We start from the raw sequence: 14,535 nt of genomic DNA, 5'->3' as shown, positions 1-14,535 counted from the left end.
CCGCCGCGTGCGGGCAATCCCGGACGGGCGGCCGGAACGGCCGGTGTCGCGCTGTCAGGCCGGCCGCGGCGGGGCGGGCCGCAGCAGGGCGGGGCGGCGCCCGGCGGCGGCCAGCACGATCTCGGGAGTGAGATCGGCGACCCGGTCGACCTGTGCGGAGGCCAGGGCGAGCGCCTCGGGGCCAGGCGGGAAGTGCTCGTTCGGGACGGCGACGACCACGATGCCGGCCGCGGCGGCGGCGCGCAGCCCGTTGGCCGAGTCCTCCACCGCGACCGCCGCACCCGCGGGCACGCCGAGCCGCCGGACGGCCTCCAGGTACACGTCCGGGGCCGGCTTGCCCCGGGGCACCTCTTCGGAGGAGATGGTGTGCCGGAACTCGCGGCGCAGGCCGGACCGGTCCAGAACCAGGTCGATGAGCACCCGTGGCGACGAGCTCGCCAGGCCGAGCGGCCAGTGCGCGGCCATGGCCCGCACCGCCGCGACGGCACCGGGCAGCAGCGGCGGATCGTCACCGTAGCGAGCGGCGACGCGGCCGCGGACCTCGGCCGCGATCTCCTCGGCGCTGTCACCGGCGCCCAGCTCAACCAGGTAGCCGGACCACTCCGCGGTCGACATCCCCATCATCCGGGCGGTGCTGTCGTCGGCCCAACGCCCGCCTCGCTCGGCGACGAAGGCCTGGCGCACCTCGTCCCAGACCTGCTCCGAATCGAGCAGCACCCCGTCGAGATCGAAGATGACGGCGGCGACCTGTCCGACCCCGGATGCGGGTGTGGGTGTGGGAGAAGCGGCTGGTGGTGCGGGAGGGGTCACCGGCCCATCCTTCCCGCTCCTGTTCCGGGCGGCGGCCCCGGCTGCCGGAAAGCTCACCGCCGGGCAGGCGGCCGGCCGTCAGTCCGTCCCGGCACGAAGCGATACGATCAAGGGATGCACAACGCGCGTCGCGGTCAACGGCCGGCCCCCGGCCGGCCGGCCGCCCCGTCCGTCTCCTGTCACCGCCCGGCGGGCGGTCCCCGCCGGTGAGCGACAAGCACGAGGTGACACTCTCCGCCTCGGCCGAACGAGATCTGGCAAAGCTTCCTGAGCTCCTCGGCGCCGAGGTGCGCCGGTTCCTCGACGGCCCGCTGCGCAACGATCCCCGCAAGGCCGGCGCACCGCTCGTGGGTGAGCAGCAGGTCGGAATGTTCGAAGCCGCGGCGCGCGGCTGGCGGATGCTCTACCGGGTGGACGCGAACACCCGGACGGTCCGGGTGATGCTCGTCGGCCGGCGACAGAACGCTCCCCGCCTGCCCTTCGGCGGTGGCGGCCCTCCGCGGCGGTGACGCGCCGGCCGAACGAACCCGCAGCTGCCCGGCCGACACGTCCCGTCAGGCGTCAGGCGTCAGGCGACGTTCACACCGAAGTCGAGGGCGATGCCCCGCAGGCCCGACGCATACCCCTGGCCCACAGCCCGGAACTTCCACTCGTTGCCATAGCGGTACAGCTCACCGAAGATCATGGCCGTCTCGGTGGACGCATCCTCGGTGAGGTCGTAGCGGGCGACCTCGGCGCCGGTGGTCGCGTCGGAGACCCGGATGAAGGCGTTGCGCACCTGCCCGAAGGTCTGCCGCCGCGCGTCGGCGTCGTAGATGGACACGGCGAAGATGACCTTGGTCGCCTGCGGCGCCAGGAGGCGCAGGTCAACGGTGATCTGCTCGTCGTCCCCGCCGCCGCCGCCGACGAGGTTGTCGCCGAGATGGGTGACGGCGCCGTCCGGGCTGACCAGGTTGTTGAAGAAGACGAAGTGGCTGTCCGACAGCACGCGCCCCGCGTCACCCACCACGATGGCGGAGGCGTCGAGGTCGTACGGCGCTCCCGTGGTCTGCCGGACCTGCCAGCCGAGACCGACGGTCACGGCGGTGAGGTTCGGCGCGACCTTGGTGAGCGACACGTTGGCGCCTTTGGACAGCGACACCGAATTCATGCCGGAAGCCTAGCCCGCGCCGCGCCGGTCGCGCAGCCCCGCCCAGCCGATTTCGATCGTCGACCGGGCCCGGCCACGCCAGATGTCGGTGTGGCCCACCGCGGCGGACCACACCGGCCCGCGAGGTGCGGGAACGACCCCGGCTAGGGTCCTCGAAGTGGAGATCCGCCAGCCGCCAGTCCCGGCGCCTGCCGACTCGGGGATGATCCGGCGGCGCAAGGCCCTGGCGCTCACCCAGCCGCTGCACGACCTGGACACCCGCAAGTCCTATCTGGACGGCGGTGACTTCGAGGTCTACGCGATGGCCGAGCTCGCCCTGCATGCCATCGACCTGGTCACGGTCGCGATGGACTTCGACCGCGGGGCAGACCACGAGCAGGTGCTGCGCAGGCTCGTGCCGCTGACCGCCGCCCAGGCACCCGAGCGGTCACGCGCCGAGCACGAGCGGGTCGCGCGCTGGGTGCTGAGCAATCTGATCAACGTGGGCAGCGTGGACCGCGGCTTCGACGTCATCTACGGCACCTACCGGCCGGACGGGCGGTACGTGCGGCGGCGGTTCGACTTCAAGCTTCTCGTCGAGCTGACGGACGCGGGCGGGGAGCTTTACCTGCGCGCCACCGACGAAGCGGTGACCGTGCTGATCGGCGCTCTGGACACGGATGTGACCTCGGCGCAGATCGCCGCGGAGGTGACGCTCGACAACCTCATCCGCCGGGGCAGGCTGGCGGATGCCAGATCTGCGGCGGAGGCGGCGCGGTACCGCACGGTCCAGTACGCGGAGCAGCTACGCCGGCAGCTCGATGCGACCCGGCGCAACATTCTTGCCGTCGACTGGCTGCGCACCGTTCCGGCTCTGCTCGACGAGGCACTTGGCCACGTGGAGCAGCGCTACCGTCACGAGAACGCGATCCTGACCCACATCCGCCGCTACCGCGACGCCGCGGATGACGCGGACCACAAACGACAGGCCGCCGAGCTCGTCGCCATCGTGACGGACTGCATCCGCCGCCACACCCAGCTGCAGGCCCGCCTCCTGGAGGCCGGCGCGGTCTTCCGAGCCGAGCAGGACCGCCAGCAGTTCGCGGACGCCCCCTCCCGCGACGGAGTGGACCTCTACACGCAGGTCCTCATGCCCGTCCTCACGCTGCCCGGCGTGACGGCCCTGCGCCCGGCGATGGCCTTCTTCCCCGGAGCGGTTGGCGCCCGCACGCCGCGCGCGATGCGCCTGGTCGACCTGGTCGGCGGGCTCCTGGCTCCGCCCGTGGAGCAGGAGCCGCTCGGGCCGCCGGTCACCGAGACGGATCTCGTCCCGCTGCGGGAGCCGGAGAGGTACGACGACGAGACGTGGGCGCTGGCGACGGTGATCATGGACATTCCGCCGGAGTCGCCGCGGCGGCTCTCGGAACTGCTGGAACAGGCCAGGGTCTCCGGCGGGCCGGATGTCGCGGAGCTGGTGGCGCTGCTCTCCGTGCACGCGCTGAGCCCGCAGATCTCCACCGCCGCCCGCCAGGGAGACACCGTCGTGACCGTCGCCTGCGCCGACGGGACCGACCTTGACGACCCCTGGTTCGGCGGGGCGGACCTCCTCGTCGGCCGGGTCGGCATCACCGCCGCCCAGGCTGCCCCCGCCGACGTGACAGACATGACCGACGTGACCGACGACGCGGTATCAGCGCATGATCTCAGCCGGACCGTCGCATGATCTCTCTCGACCAGGAATCCGCGCCGCCCGATCCCGGTTCCGGCCCTGGCCCTGGCCCTGGCCCTGATCCTCGCCCGAACTCGAACCCGAGCGAAAGCCGCGAGAGCCGGCCCGAGCGCGGCGTGCGCCAGCGGCATGACGACGCCTACGACGCGGGGCGGCTCATCGCCTACGGCCTGCGCCCCAAGCTGGTGCCGGCGCGGGACACGCGGTACGCCGAACTGGTCCGACGCTATCTGCGGGACGAGGAGTTCGCCGCGCTCACCCGGGCCACGGCCGCCGGGCTCGGGCTGGTCGTGCTGGACGTGGCCGAACGCGCCGGACTGGTTGCGGGCGGCGCCGAGGAGTCGGTGTTCACCGTCCGCATGAGCGACTACGCCCGGCGGGCGGGCGGCGAGCACCGGTCGGCCGAGCGGCTGCTGCACGCGATCGGTCAGCTCGCCGTCGCCGCACTTGCCTTCCCCCGGCCGGCCGACCTTCTCGACGACACCTATGTCGGACGGGTCAGCGTCGACGGCGTGGACGCGTTCGTCCGTGAGGCCTGCCGGCTGCTGGACGAACGGGTCTGCGCCGATCCTGGCGCCGAGCTCGACCCACGCGGGGCCGGCGACGACCGGACGCTGGAGGCGGCATGGCGGCTGTACGCACGCCGCCCGGCGGCCGGAACGACCAGGGACACCCGCCGCCTGGCCGGTTCGACCACCGGGATCGTCGCCCGGGCGATGGGGTTCCTCGCCGAATCCGGCTGCCTGGTGCCCGTCAGTGACCAGGCCGGCGGCACCTTCCGCACCACGGCGCGGTATCAGATCCAGGTGCGTGAGCTCGCCGCCGACGCCGCCCTGGAGGAGCTCCTCGGCCTCGGCGTGGTGACGGTGAGCGACGGTTCCGGAGGAGTTCGGGTTCTCGCCGGCGCACCCGTCCTGCCCGGTACCGACGCGGTGGGAGGCGGACCGGCCGGTTCCGGCCAGCAGGCCGGAACGCAGGCGGGCACCGAGGCGACCGCACCGGATCACGCGGCGGGCCGACCACAGGGTCCGGAGGTGGGCGATGTTTGAGCTGTCCAAGGTTCGGCTCCATGCGATCGGGCCGCCTGGCGCGCGGTTCGGCGACGTCCTGCTCGATTTCTCCGGGGTTGGTGCTCCGGTGACCGGCCATCGCCAGCATGGGCTCTTCGCCGCGGACACCGGCCGTTCCGCTGGCGACAGCGACGTTCAGGACACAGCCACATCCCGGAACGGCAGCCCGAACGGCAGCCCGCCTGCCAGCCGCAACGCCCCAGCCACCGGCAACCGCCCGCCCGCCCCCGATCCCGATCCCGATCCCGGCTTCGCACCCGGTCCCAGCCCCGACCGCGGCAGCCCCGACCGCGGCAGCCCCGACCGCGGCAGCCCGGACGGGAGCGTCGCCGTCCGGCCGTCGCCGGCCTCGGTGCTGTTCCTGGAGAACGGCGGCGGCAAGAGCGTCCTGATGAAACTGATCTTCTCGGTCGTGCTGCCCGGGCGCCGCCAGGTGGTGGGTACGTCGAACGGCCGCGTCCTCGACAACTTCGTGTTGTCCCGGGACTGCGGGCATGTGATCTGCGAGTGGCAGCATGCCGTCACCGGCGAGCGGGTCGTCACCGGCAAGGCGAGCGAGTGGCGCGGCAGGCCCGGCGGGGATTCGTCCCGTCTCGCCGAGGCCTGGTACGCGTTCCGGCCCGGCCCGCGAATGGACATCACGAACCTTCCGCTGGTCCAGGACGGCCGGTTGGTCACGTTCACCGGCTTCCGCTCCCGGCTGACGGACGCCGGGGCGGGCGACCCCGCGCTGGCACTTGTCTGGGAGACGAGTCAGAGCGCCTGGAGCGAGCATCTCGACGCGCTGGGGCTGGATCCGGAGCTGTTCCGCTATCAGCGGGCGATGAACGCGGGCGAGGGCGAGGCGGCCGAGGCGTTCGCCTTCAGCAGCGACGAGCAGTTCGTCGACTTCCTGCTCCGCGCGGTGACGCCGCCGGAGGACCCGGCGGGTGTCGCCGACGTCGTCGACGGCTACGCGGCCAAGCTCGCCGCGCGGGCGGCGCTGGACGCCGAGCGCGAGTTCGTCGCCGGCGCGCTGGAACGGCTCACACCGCTGGTGGAGACCGTCCGCGCGCGCGGGGCGTCGGACGCCCGGCTGCGGGCGCTGCGCGGGGCGGTCCGCCTTGCCGCGGCCGGCGTCGACGCGACGATCGACCTGGCGGATGCCGGGGCGCTGACGCTGGGCACCCGCGGTGAGCGGGCCCGGGCCGCCGTCGACGCGGCCGAGCAGGCCCGGTCGCGGGCGGCGGACGACGAGTCGGCCGCGCGGCTGCGGGTGGCCGAGCTGCGCCTGGCCGAGGCCGAGGCGACCCGCGACGCGCTGGTCGGACGGCACGCCGCCGTCACCGAGGAACTGGACGCCTGGCGGGCGGCGGAGGACGTCCTGCGGCTCGCGGCGGCGTCCGGTGAGGCCGCGCGGCTCACCCGGCTGGTGGCGGACGCCGAGTCGCGGTCCGCTCCGGCTCTGACCGAGCGGGACGCCGCCGCGCGGGAGCTGGTGGCCGGGCTGGCCCGGCTCACCGCCGCGGCCCGGGCGGAGGAGTCCCGTGCCCGGGCGGGTGCGGCGGCGCACGACCTTGCCGCCGAGTCGGCGGCGGCTGCTGACCGGGTCGCCGCGGACGCGGCGGCGACCGCCCGGGCAGGCGCCGCCGCCCTGCGTGACCGGCGGGAGCGCACCGCCCGGGAGGTGGCCGACGCGGTGCGGGCCGGGCTGCTCGCCGAGGCCGGCGACCCGGGTCAGGTGGCGACCGAGGCCGCTGCGGCCATCCGCCGCGCGGACGACGCCCGGGCCGCTGTCCAGGAGGCGCTCGCCGCCGCCACCCGCTCCACCGACCGTGAGCAGGCGCAGGACCTCGCACGGGCCGCCGAGCGTGGCCTGGATGCCGCGGGCGGCGAGCTGACCAGGCTGACCGCCGAACTGGACGCGGCGCTGGCAGCCGCCGGCGCGCTCACCGCGGACGGTCGGGTCGCGGCCCTGCTCGGGCTGACCACGGATGACGGCGACCGGGTGGCCGACCTGGACCGGGTGGCCGACCTGGATGTCGACGCCGAAGCGGCGCTGGACGCCCTGGCCGCCGCGGTCCGGGCGGCCGAGGAGCGCCAGCTGGCGCTGTCCGTCGACACCGAGGCGGATCTGCGCGTCCTCAACGCGCTCGGTGACGGTGACCTGCGCCCCGCGCGGGCCGCGGTCTGCGCGGTGCTGGAAGCGCTCGCGCGGGCCGGGATCCCGGCGGTCTCCGGCTGGCACCATCTCGCCCACCAGGTCGACGAGAACGCACGGGACCAGGTGCTACGGGCCCGCCCCGACCTGGTCGACGGGGTTGTCCTGCCCCCCGGCTGGGACGTCGGCACCGCCCGCGAGGTGGTGGCGCGGGCGCGGCTGCTGCCCGACTGCGCGGTGGTCGTCGGCGCCGCGGAACTGCTGGCATCTCCGCACCCGCGCCCGGCCGAGGCCGCCGGCACGTCCGGCGAGGGTGCGGAGCAGGCTTTTCTCATCCCGCCGAATCCCGCGTTGTACGACGTCGCCGCGGCCGCCGCCGAGCGAGCGGCGATCCGGCGCCGGCACGACGAACGCAGTGCGCAGGCCGCCGAGCTGAGCGCCCGGGCCCGCGGCGACCGCGAACTCGCCGCGGGCATCGCCGGCTGGCGACGGGCCCACCCGCCCGGATGGGTGCCGGCGCTGCGTGACGCGGTGCGCGCGGCCCGCGGCGCGGCGGACGTAGCCGCGGATGCCCTGGCCGACGCCCGGGCGCGGGTTGCCGAGGCCACGCGCGCGGCGGAGCTCGCCGTGGCCGAGATCGACCGGCTACGCGCCGCCGAGCAGGAGCGCTCCGCGCGGGCCGCTGCCCTGGACCGCCTCGCACGGGTCGTGGGTGAGTCCGCGGGGCTGGGCGAGGAGATCGCCCGTCTGGAGGCGGTTGCGGCCGAGCAGTCCGCCGAGGCCGAGCGCCAGCGGGGCCGCGCCGCGGCCTCCCGCCAGGCGGCGCAGGAGGCTCTGCGTCGTGCCGATGACGCCGCCCGCAACGCCCAGGCGGCGCTGGCCGAGTCCGCGCTGGTGATGGGCGCCGGTGATCTGACGGCGGAACCTGCCGGCCTGTCGGTGCAGGAGACCGGTCTGTCGGTGCAGGAGGCCGGCCCGCCGGTGCAGGTGCCGATGCTGCGGGCGGCGTACGAGGCGGCCGAGCGGGTCTACGCCCAGGTGGAGGTCGGTGCGGACCTGCGCGGCGAGCTCGACCGGGCGCGGCGGGCGGAGGCGGCGGCGCGCGGCGGTGTCGACGGGCTGCCGGTGGCCGTCCGCGACCGGTGCGCCGCCCTGCTCGCCGGGCCGAGCGGCGGTGACACCGCGTCGCGGGCGGCCGCCCAGGCCGCCGCCCGGCGCGTCGCGGCCGATCTCGGGCGCGAGCTGGACACGGCGCGCGAACGGCTCGGCGGGCTGCGCCAGGAGATGCACCACATGGCGGGCCGGGTACGCGCCTCCGGCGCACGTCCGCTCGCGCCGGGTGAGGGCCCGCCGACTCTCGACGAGGCGCTGGACTGGCAGGGGACCCGGCGCGAGGCCCGTCACCGCGCCGAGGAGGGTGTCCGGGCCGCCCAGGCGGCGTTCGAGGACCTTGCCCGGGACACCGCAGACCACGAGCGGGAGCGGCAGGCGTTCCGGACGGCCGCCGGCTCGCTGGCGGACCTCCTCGCCGACGCGGAGACGGAAGGCACGGCTGGCAGCGACGAGGGCGCCCCGCGGGACGCGGGCCCGGTCGCCGAGCCGTTCGCCGGTGACGCCGCCGCGGCCGCCGCGATGGCCCGTGAGCTGCGGTCCACCTGGCGGCAGGCGGTGGCCGCGCACGGGGAGGCCGCCAGCCGGGTCCGGGCGGCGGCGGACGCCGTCGCGTCCTGGGCGGCGAGCGGCCGGTTCGAGTCGGTGCGCTCACCGGCCCGCCGGCAGATGGTGCGGGCCGGACGGGACGCCGTCGCCGCCCACGCCGAGGACTGGGCCGCCGCCCTGGCACCGCGGCTGCGCAGTCTGGACGACGACCTGGCCCACATCGGCCGTAACAGGGCCGCCATCGTCGCCCGGCTGGAGGGGATGGTGCGCGCGGCGCTCGGCACCCTGCGCTCGGCGCAGCGGCTGTCACGCCTGCCCGACGAGCTCGGCGACTGGTCAGGGCAGGAGTTCCTGCGGATCAGCTTCGCCGAGCCCGAGCCGGTCGCGTTGACGGAGGCCCTCGGCGAGGTCGTCGACGCCGCCGCGCAGGGCTCGACGTCCTCGACAGCCTCGACGTCCTCGACAGCCGGCGGGCGGCGGGACGGGATGACCCTGCTCCTGCGCGGCGTGCGCGCGGCGCTGCCCGGCGGCGTCCGGGTGGAGATCCTCAAGCCGGACGCGGTGCTGCGTACCGAGCGGGTCCGCGTCTCGCAGCTCGGCGACGTCTTCTCCGGCGGCCAGCAGCTGACCGCGGCGATCATTCTCTACTGCACGATGGCCGCACTGCGCGCGAATGACCGCGGCCGGCTGCGCGCCCGGCACGCCGGAGTGCTGTTCCTCGACAACCCGATCGGCCGGGCGAGCGCCAGCTACCTGCTGGATCTGCAGCTCGCCGTGGCGGAGCGCCTCGGTGTCCAGCTGATCTACACCACCGGGCTGTTCGACACCACGGCGCTGAGCGCGTTCCGGCTGGTCATCCGGCTGCGCAACGACGCCGACCTGCGCGCCGGCATGAAGTACCTGCGGGTGCAGGAACGGCTGCGCCCGGGGCTCACGCCGGCCCGGACCCCGGACGGGCCGGGGGTCTCCGGCATGGTCACCGCGTCCCGCGTGTTCCGACGGACGCACCCCGCGCCGGTCGGCTAGTGCCAGCGGCCGGCGGGGGCCGGCGGGGGCCGGCGGGGGCCGGCGGGGGCGCGGCCCCGGCCGGCGGGGCACGAGCGCACCGCTGGTGCCATGACCGGCACTAGCCCGTGGGGCAGGGGCGCACCTCGACGGAGCCGCCCGCCTCGGACTTCCGGCCGTCGAGGTCGGTGGCCACCACGGTGTAGGCCAGGGTCCCCGGCGCCGGGGCGGGCCCGATCGGGCCGGACCAGGTGGACCGGTCCTCGACGGCGGTCACCAGCGCGAGCGGGGTGGTGATCTCCGTACCGTCCGGCACGCGAGTGCGCACCTCGACGCCGAGGACACCGGTCGGGTCGACGACGGTCGCGGTCACGGTCGCCTGGTTCGGCCCCTGGCCGGCCGCACAGGTGGCGGCGAGGATCTCCGCCGGGGCCGCGGCGACGCTCAGCGACGGCGCGCCGGACACGGTCGCGGTGATCCGCAGGCTGCCACCGCCGGACCCGTCGACCGCGCGGACCGGCACCGAAAGGTCGACCGTGCCAGGTGGGGCGGTCTCCCTGTCCAGGGTGACCACGAGCGGCACCCTGGCGCCGGGGTCGACCACGTCCTGGCGCGGCACGACGCGCACCCAGGCGGGGGTACCGCCGACCCGCACACGCGCAGGCGCCGTCCCGACGCCCACCAGGTCGACGCTGACCGTCGACTCGACCGCGCCGAACGCGACGCTGGTGCTACTCAGGCCGATCGCCGGCCCGATCTGCTCGGTCTCGGGCCGGGCGCTTCCGCCGGCGCCGGGTGCCAGGCTCGGCGGGCCGGGCGCCGGTGCGCCACCGGGAGCGGGCGCGCCCGCGTCGGGCGGGACGACGGCCTCCCCGGCGGGGCCGGCGAGGGCGTCCGTTCCGGCGGTCGGTGCCGCCGCCGGGACGGCAGCGGGGTCCGGCCCGGGCTCTGTGGGGGCCGGTTGGTCCGGCGGTGAGGTGACCATCGCCGTGGCCGCGACGGCCGGCTGGGACGCCGACGGTGACTGCCTCGGAGCGATGTTGTGGACGAGGGCGAGGCCGACCGCCAGGGCCGCGGCGGCGGCGACCGCGGCCACGATCCGACCCCAGCGGATCGGCAGGATCCGCCGGGAACGGCCCCAGGGCAGGCGGTGACGACCCGCCGCCTCGACCTTGCCCTCCGTCCGTTGCCTCATTGCCCCCGAGCGTAGGCTCAGAAGTGGAAATGGGCGCCCGATTCACTCGTTTCCGTGACGAACCCCCCACCAGATCCACCACACCAGGGTCTGGGTCACCATCGCGAACCCGAACAGCAGATCCTCGACCGGCGCGTGGACGAGGCGCAGGCCGGTGATGGTGTCCGGGTCGTACCGGACGATGTCGAAGCCGGTCAGGATGCCGTTCGTGACCAGCTGGAAGAACACGATGATCGCGTAGGACGCCCAGAAGAGCCGGCGGGTGACCAGCCGCGTGCGCAGGATCCACAGGTCGAGGGCGAGGGTGACCCCGACGCCGGCGACCGCCAGCACGGTGTAGCTCACGGGTCGGGGCGGTCGGGGCGGTCGGGGCGGTCGGGTTCGTCACCGGCCTGCCAGCCGGTCACCGCCCGCACCGCCTCCAGGGCGAGGATGGCGCACACCGGCACGACCAGGAAGAAGAGGACCTCGTCCAGGGGAAGGCCGCCGGGCAGGATGATCCCCGTGGTCCGCCGCGGGTCGAAGGTCCAGTGGCCGTGGGCGATCGCGTAGAGGTCCCAGCCGACGAAGACGGCCAGCACCGGCGCGACGGCCAGGGCAAGCCGGCGGGGCCGGGCGTAGACCCTGGTCCGCAGCAGGATCTCCAGTGGTGCGGTCGCGAGCAGGCAGCCCAGCAGCACCGCGAGGTAGCTGAGGTGTTCCCACCGGCTCACGACGGGCGCTCCGCCACCGGTCAGGCGGAACGAAGGCGCCTGGCGAGGGCGGCCGCGGCGGCCCCGGGGTCGGGCGCGTCGGTGATACCACGCACCACCACGACCCGCCGCGCACCGGTCTCCAGGATGGCGTCGAGGGTCCCCAGGTCCATGCCGCCGGTGACGAACCAGGGCTTCGCGCCGGGCGCGAAGGGCGGTGCGTGCCGGGCGGCGAGCCGGGGCAGCTCCAGCCCGACCGGAGCGCGGCCTTCCTTCGTCGGTGTGGCGTGCACCGGGCCCACACAGACGTAGTCCACATCCGGGTCGGCCAGCGCCGCCAGGAACTGCTCGGGGTCGTGCGTGGACCGGCCGATGAGCACGTCCGGTCCCACCAGCTCCCGGGCCAGCCGCGGCGGGATGTCGTCCTGGCCGACGTGCAGGATGTCGACACCGGCGAAGACGGCGACGTCGGCCCGGTCGTTCGCGCTGACGAGCGCCCCGGCGGCGGTCGCCGCGTCGGTCATCCGGGCCAGGCCGGCGAGCTCGTCACGCCATTCCAGCCCCTTCTCCCGCAGCTGGATGAGGTCGACGCCGGGCGCGGCCGGTGTGCCGAGGACGTCGGAGTAGAAGCCGCTGCCGTCGCCGCGGCGCGCGGTGCACAGGTACAGGCGGGCGTCGAGCAGGCGGGCGAGCCGGTGGGCGCGGGTACCGGGCACGGGCATCGACTCAGCCTCCCGCGACGGCACGGACGATCTCCAGCGTGTCACCGTCGGCGAGCCGGACGGAGCCCGCCTCCGACGGGGTGAGCGCGGCCCCGCGCAGCTCCACGACCACCGACCCGGGCCGCAGACCGAGCTGGGTCAGCAGGTCCGGCAGCGCCAGCCCGGCCGGGATGTCACGGGCCTCCCCGTTGACGACGATCCGCGCCCGCGGTGGGCCGGCGGACGCCGCGGAACCGGCACTGGGTGCGGTGGGTTCCGGGGCCGGGCCGGAGCCCACCCCGGTCGGACGATCGACCATGTACCCGACCCTACGGGAGCCGGTGCCGGCGCTCCCGCTCCTTCGGCCGAGCGGCCCCACCCGCCCCGCCGCCCCTCAGGGCGAGGCGGCGACGGGTGGGGTTGCGGCGGGCGGGGCGGCGCGGCTCAGAATCCCAGCGCCTGGGCGCGGCGCCGAACCTCCTTGCCACGGTTCGCGGCCATGGCTGCGGCGGGGGTGCCGGGCAGGCTCGGGTCCTCGCGGAACATCCAGTCGAGCGCCTCGTCGTCGCTGAACCCGGCATCGGCCAGCAGGGTGAGCAGGCCCGGTAGGCCCTTGACCACCGTGTTGCCGTCGATGAACAACGCGGGAATCTTCAGGACGCCGTCGATCCGCCTCGCCAGGAGCGTGCGGTCGCGGATCATCTGGCGCACCCGGGTGACGGGCACTCCGAGTGCGTCAGCCACGTCGGGAACGTTGAGCCAATCCATGGTCAAGAGTAAACACCCTGGCCGGCGGAAGTCAGGCGGGCGTGGTCAGCGCACCTCCGGCCGCCGCGGAGCGGCGGGTCGCCTCCAGGACGGAGACCAGCGTGCGGTCCCGTTCCAGCGGGTCCCGGGCCAGCGGCCAGCCGGCCAGCAGGGCGTCCGCGAGGTCCCGGTGGAACCGCGCCGGATCGGCCGGCGGGGTGGGCAGCGTGGTGCGCCGCCCGTCATGCGTGACCAGCCGCGGCGAGCGCCGCCCGCCGAGCCCGCCGAGCCCATCGCGGGCATCCGGGCCGGGCCGGGTGTCCGGCCCGCCGGCGACCAGTGTCCCGGCCGTGCCCAGCACCCGCGTCCCCGGCCGCACACCGGCGGCGACGTCCGAGATCGTCACCTGGGCCTCGCAGCCGCCCGCGAAGCGGATCAGGACCCGGGCGTGGTCGGCGTTCGTCACGTGGTGCCACACCCGCTTGTGCCCGGTCGCACTGACCCACTCGACCTGGTCGTCGACGAGGTCGAGGATGCGCGCCAGCGGCGCGGCGCCGCGGTCGAAGATCAGGCCGCCACTGATCCGCTCGTCGTCGTGCCAGGTGCCGGCGGGACGTCGCAGGCCGCCGGAGAAGATCTCGATCCACATCGGCTCNCCGATCTCCCCCCGCCGCATCGCCTCCCGGACGGCCAGGTGGTCGGGGTCGTCCCGGCCCGCCGGGTAGACGGCGAGCAGGCGCGAGCGGCCCGTGGCCAGTTCGGTCAGCTCGTCCACCTCGTGGGTGGTGAGGCACAGCGGGGCGTGCACGACGACCTGCTTGCCGGCCTCCAGCGCGCGGCGGGCCCACTCCGCGTGGGTGTGGGTGGGTGTCGCGACGATGACCAGGCCGAGCTCCGGGTCGTTGACCAGGTCGTCCGGGTCGTCGACGAGCCGCGCGCGGCGCTCGGCGTCCTGCCCGGGGGTGCGGGCCATGCCTCCGTCGCACAGCGCGGCGAGCTCCAGGCCCTCGACGTCGGCCAGGGCCGTGACGTGCACGCCGAACACGTCCGGGGCGCCGACCAGCCCGGCCTTCACCGGCCCGTCATCGGCCGCGCCGAGCGCGTGCCGCAGCCACCGCCCGACAAGCCGGTGGTAGCGGGGGTCGGCCAGGACGTCGCCGCTGGTCCCGAGCGTGAACACGCCGAGGCCGGTGGACGGCCGCCAGGTGCAGATCGGGTGCTCGCCCATCTCGTGGCGGACCATCAGCAGCCGTTCGACGTCCTCGGCCACCTTGTCGGGGATGATCCACGAGTCGCGGGGGGCGAAGGAGCCGAGGCGGGCCCCGAGGGCGGCGCCGTCCGGGCCCGGCACCAGCGCCAGCTCGTAGGCGGGCGGGACCCGGCCCGGAGTGAGCCCGGACGCCTCGACGAGCGGGCTGTCCGCGGGCAGTGACCGGACCGTGGGGCCCGCCAGCAGCACCGGGACGGACTGGCGGGCCCGATCGAGCAGTTCCTGCTCGACGTGGTCGAGCGGGCGGTCGATCAGCACCAGCAGGGCGTCGGCCGAGCGCTGCGAGGTGGGCCCCAGCCCGGCGGCGCGCAGGTGGTCACCGAGCGCATTCACGCCGGGAAGGTTCGATACCAGGTGAATGCTTGGCACGCAGGCACTTTAGTGCAAA

13 protein-coding genes are annotated in these 14,535 nt (G+C 75.4%); 4 read left to right on the top strand and 9 right to left on the bottom strand.

The window, feature by feature from the left end; translation table 11 throughout:
- Positions 1 to 54 precede the first annotated feature (54 nt).
- On the bottom strand, positions 55 to 810 hold the full coding sequence (locus B207_RS0107340; RefSeq protein WP_018635873.1) for an HAD family hydrolase: 756 nt from the start codon (positions 808 to 810) through the stop codon (positions 55 to 57).
- Between the two features lie 206 nt (positions 811 to 1,016).
- Here B207_RS0107340 and B207_RS0107335 point away from each other — a divergent pair, with 206 nt between their 5' ends.
- Positions 1,017 to 1,319, top strand: coding sequence for a type II toxin-antitoxin system RelE family toxin (locus B207_RS0107335; RefSeq protein WP_018635872.1), 303 nt, complete (start codon positions 1,017 to 1,019; stop codon positions 1,317 to 1,319).
- 59 nt (positions 1,320 to 1,378) lie between these two features.
- Here the strand turns inward: B207_RS0107335 and B207_RS0107330 are convergent, their stop codons facing one another.
- Positions 1,379 to 1,960 (bottom strand): TerD family protein, encoded by a 582-nt coding sequence (locus tag B207_RS0107330; protein ID WP_026310786.1) that lies wholly within the window; start codon positions 1,958 to 1,960, stop codon positions 1,379 to 1,381.
- Positions 1,961 to 2,162: 202 nt separating this feature from the next.
- On the opposite strand from B207_RS0107330, the gene B207_RS0107320 reads away from it, so the two are divergent.
- From B207_RS0107320 to B207_RS32970, 3 genes are all read left to right on the top strand, one after another.
- On the top strand, positions 2,163 to 3,662 hold the full coding sequence (locus B207_RS0107320) for a hypothetical protein (RefSeq protein WP_230204895.1): 1,500 nt from the start codon (positions 2,163 to 2,165) through the stop codon (positions 3,660 to 3,662).
- Positions 3,663 to 3,784: 122 nt separating this feature from the next.
- Positions 3,785 to 4,717 carry a hypothetical protein gene (locus B207_RS0107315; RefSeq protein WP_018635868.1) on the top strand — a complete coding sequence of 311 codons (933 nt, stop codon included), beginning with the start codon at positions 3,785 to 3,787 and terminating at the stop codon, positions 4,715 to 4,717.
- On the top strand, positions 4,710 to 9,563 hold the full coding sequence (locus B207_RS32970) for a hypothetical protein (protein WP_018635867.1): 4,854 nt from the start codon (positions 4,710 to 4,712) through the stop codon (positions 9,561 to 9,563). Before B207_RS0107315 ends, B207_RS32970 begins: the two co-directional genes overlap by 8 nt.
- Before the next feature lie 100 nt (positions 9,564 to 9,663).
- On the opposite strand, the gene B207_RS0107300 is transcribed toward B207_RS32970, so the two are convergent.
- The 7 genes from B207_RS0107300 to B207_RS0107270 form a co-directional block, all read right to left on the bottom strand.
- Entirely contained in the window at positions 9,664 to 10,737 is a 1,074-nt protein-coding gene (locus tag B207_RS0107300; RefSeq protein ID WP_020607773.1) for a hypothetical protein, read from the bottom strand.
- A 42-nt stretch (positions 10,738 to 10,779) separates the two neighbouring features.
- A complete protein-coding gene (locus B207_RS0107295) occupies positions 10,780 to 11,082 on the bottom strand; it encodes a lycopene cyclase domain-containing protein (RefSeq protein ID WP_018635866.1) in 303 nt (100 codons plus the stop codon).
- A complete protein-coding gene (locus B207_RS0107290; RefSeq protein WP_018635865.1) occupies positions 11,079 to 11,450 on the bottom strand; it encodes a lycopene cyclase domain-containing protein in 372 nt (123 codons plus the stop codon). The genes B207_RS0107295 and B207_RS0107290 overlap by 4 nt, the downstream gene beginning before the upstream one ends.
- 20 nt (positions 11,451 to 11,470) lie before the next feature.
- The gene (locus tag B207_RS0107285; RefSeq protein WP_026310785.1) at positions 11,471 to 12,151 is read right to left on the bottom strand and encodes a thiamine phosphate synthase; all 681 of its coding nucleotides are present in this window, start codon (positions 12,149 to 12,151) and stop codon (positions 11,471 to 11,473) included.
- Positions 12,152 to 12,155: 4 nt separating this feature from the next.
- Entirely contained in the window at positions 12,156 to 12,449 is a 294-nt protein-coding gene (thiS, locus tag B207_RS0107280; protein ID WP_018635863.1) for a sulfur carrier protein ThiS, read from the bottom strand.
- A gap of 125 nt (positions 12,450 to 12,574) precedes the next feature.
- Positions 12,575 to 12,898: an Rv2175c family DNA-binding protein gene (locus B207_RS0107275; protein WP_026310784.1), complete on the bottom strand. Its 324-nt coding sequence runs from the start codon at positions 12,896 to 12,898 to the stop codon at positions 12,575 to 12,577.
- A gap of 31 nt (positions 12,899 to 12,929) precedes the next feature.
- Complete coding sequence (locus B207_RS0107270) at positions 12,930 to 14,516, bottom strand: Gfo/Idh/MocA family protein (RefSeq protein ID WP_026310783.1); 1,587 nt, start codon at positions 14,514 to 14,516, stop codon at positions 12,930 to 12,932.
- Between the last annotated feature and the right edge of the window lie 19 nt (positions 14,517 to 14,535).

It is taken from the genome of Parafrankia elaeagni, from assembly GCF_000374165.1.
Classification (GTDB): domain Bacteria; phylum Actinomycetota; class Actinomycetes; order Frankiales; family Frankiaceae; genus Parafrankia; species Parafrankia elaeagni.
Note: the sequence above shows the minus strand (reverse complement) of the source record. Positions and strands in the feature narration are given on the sequence as shown.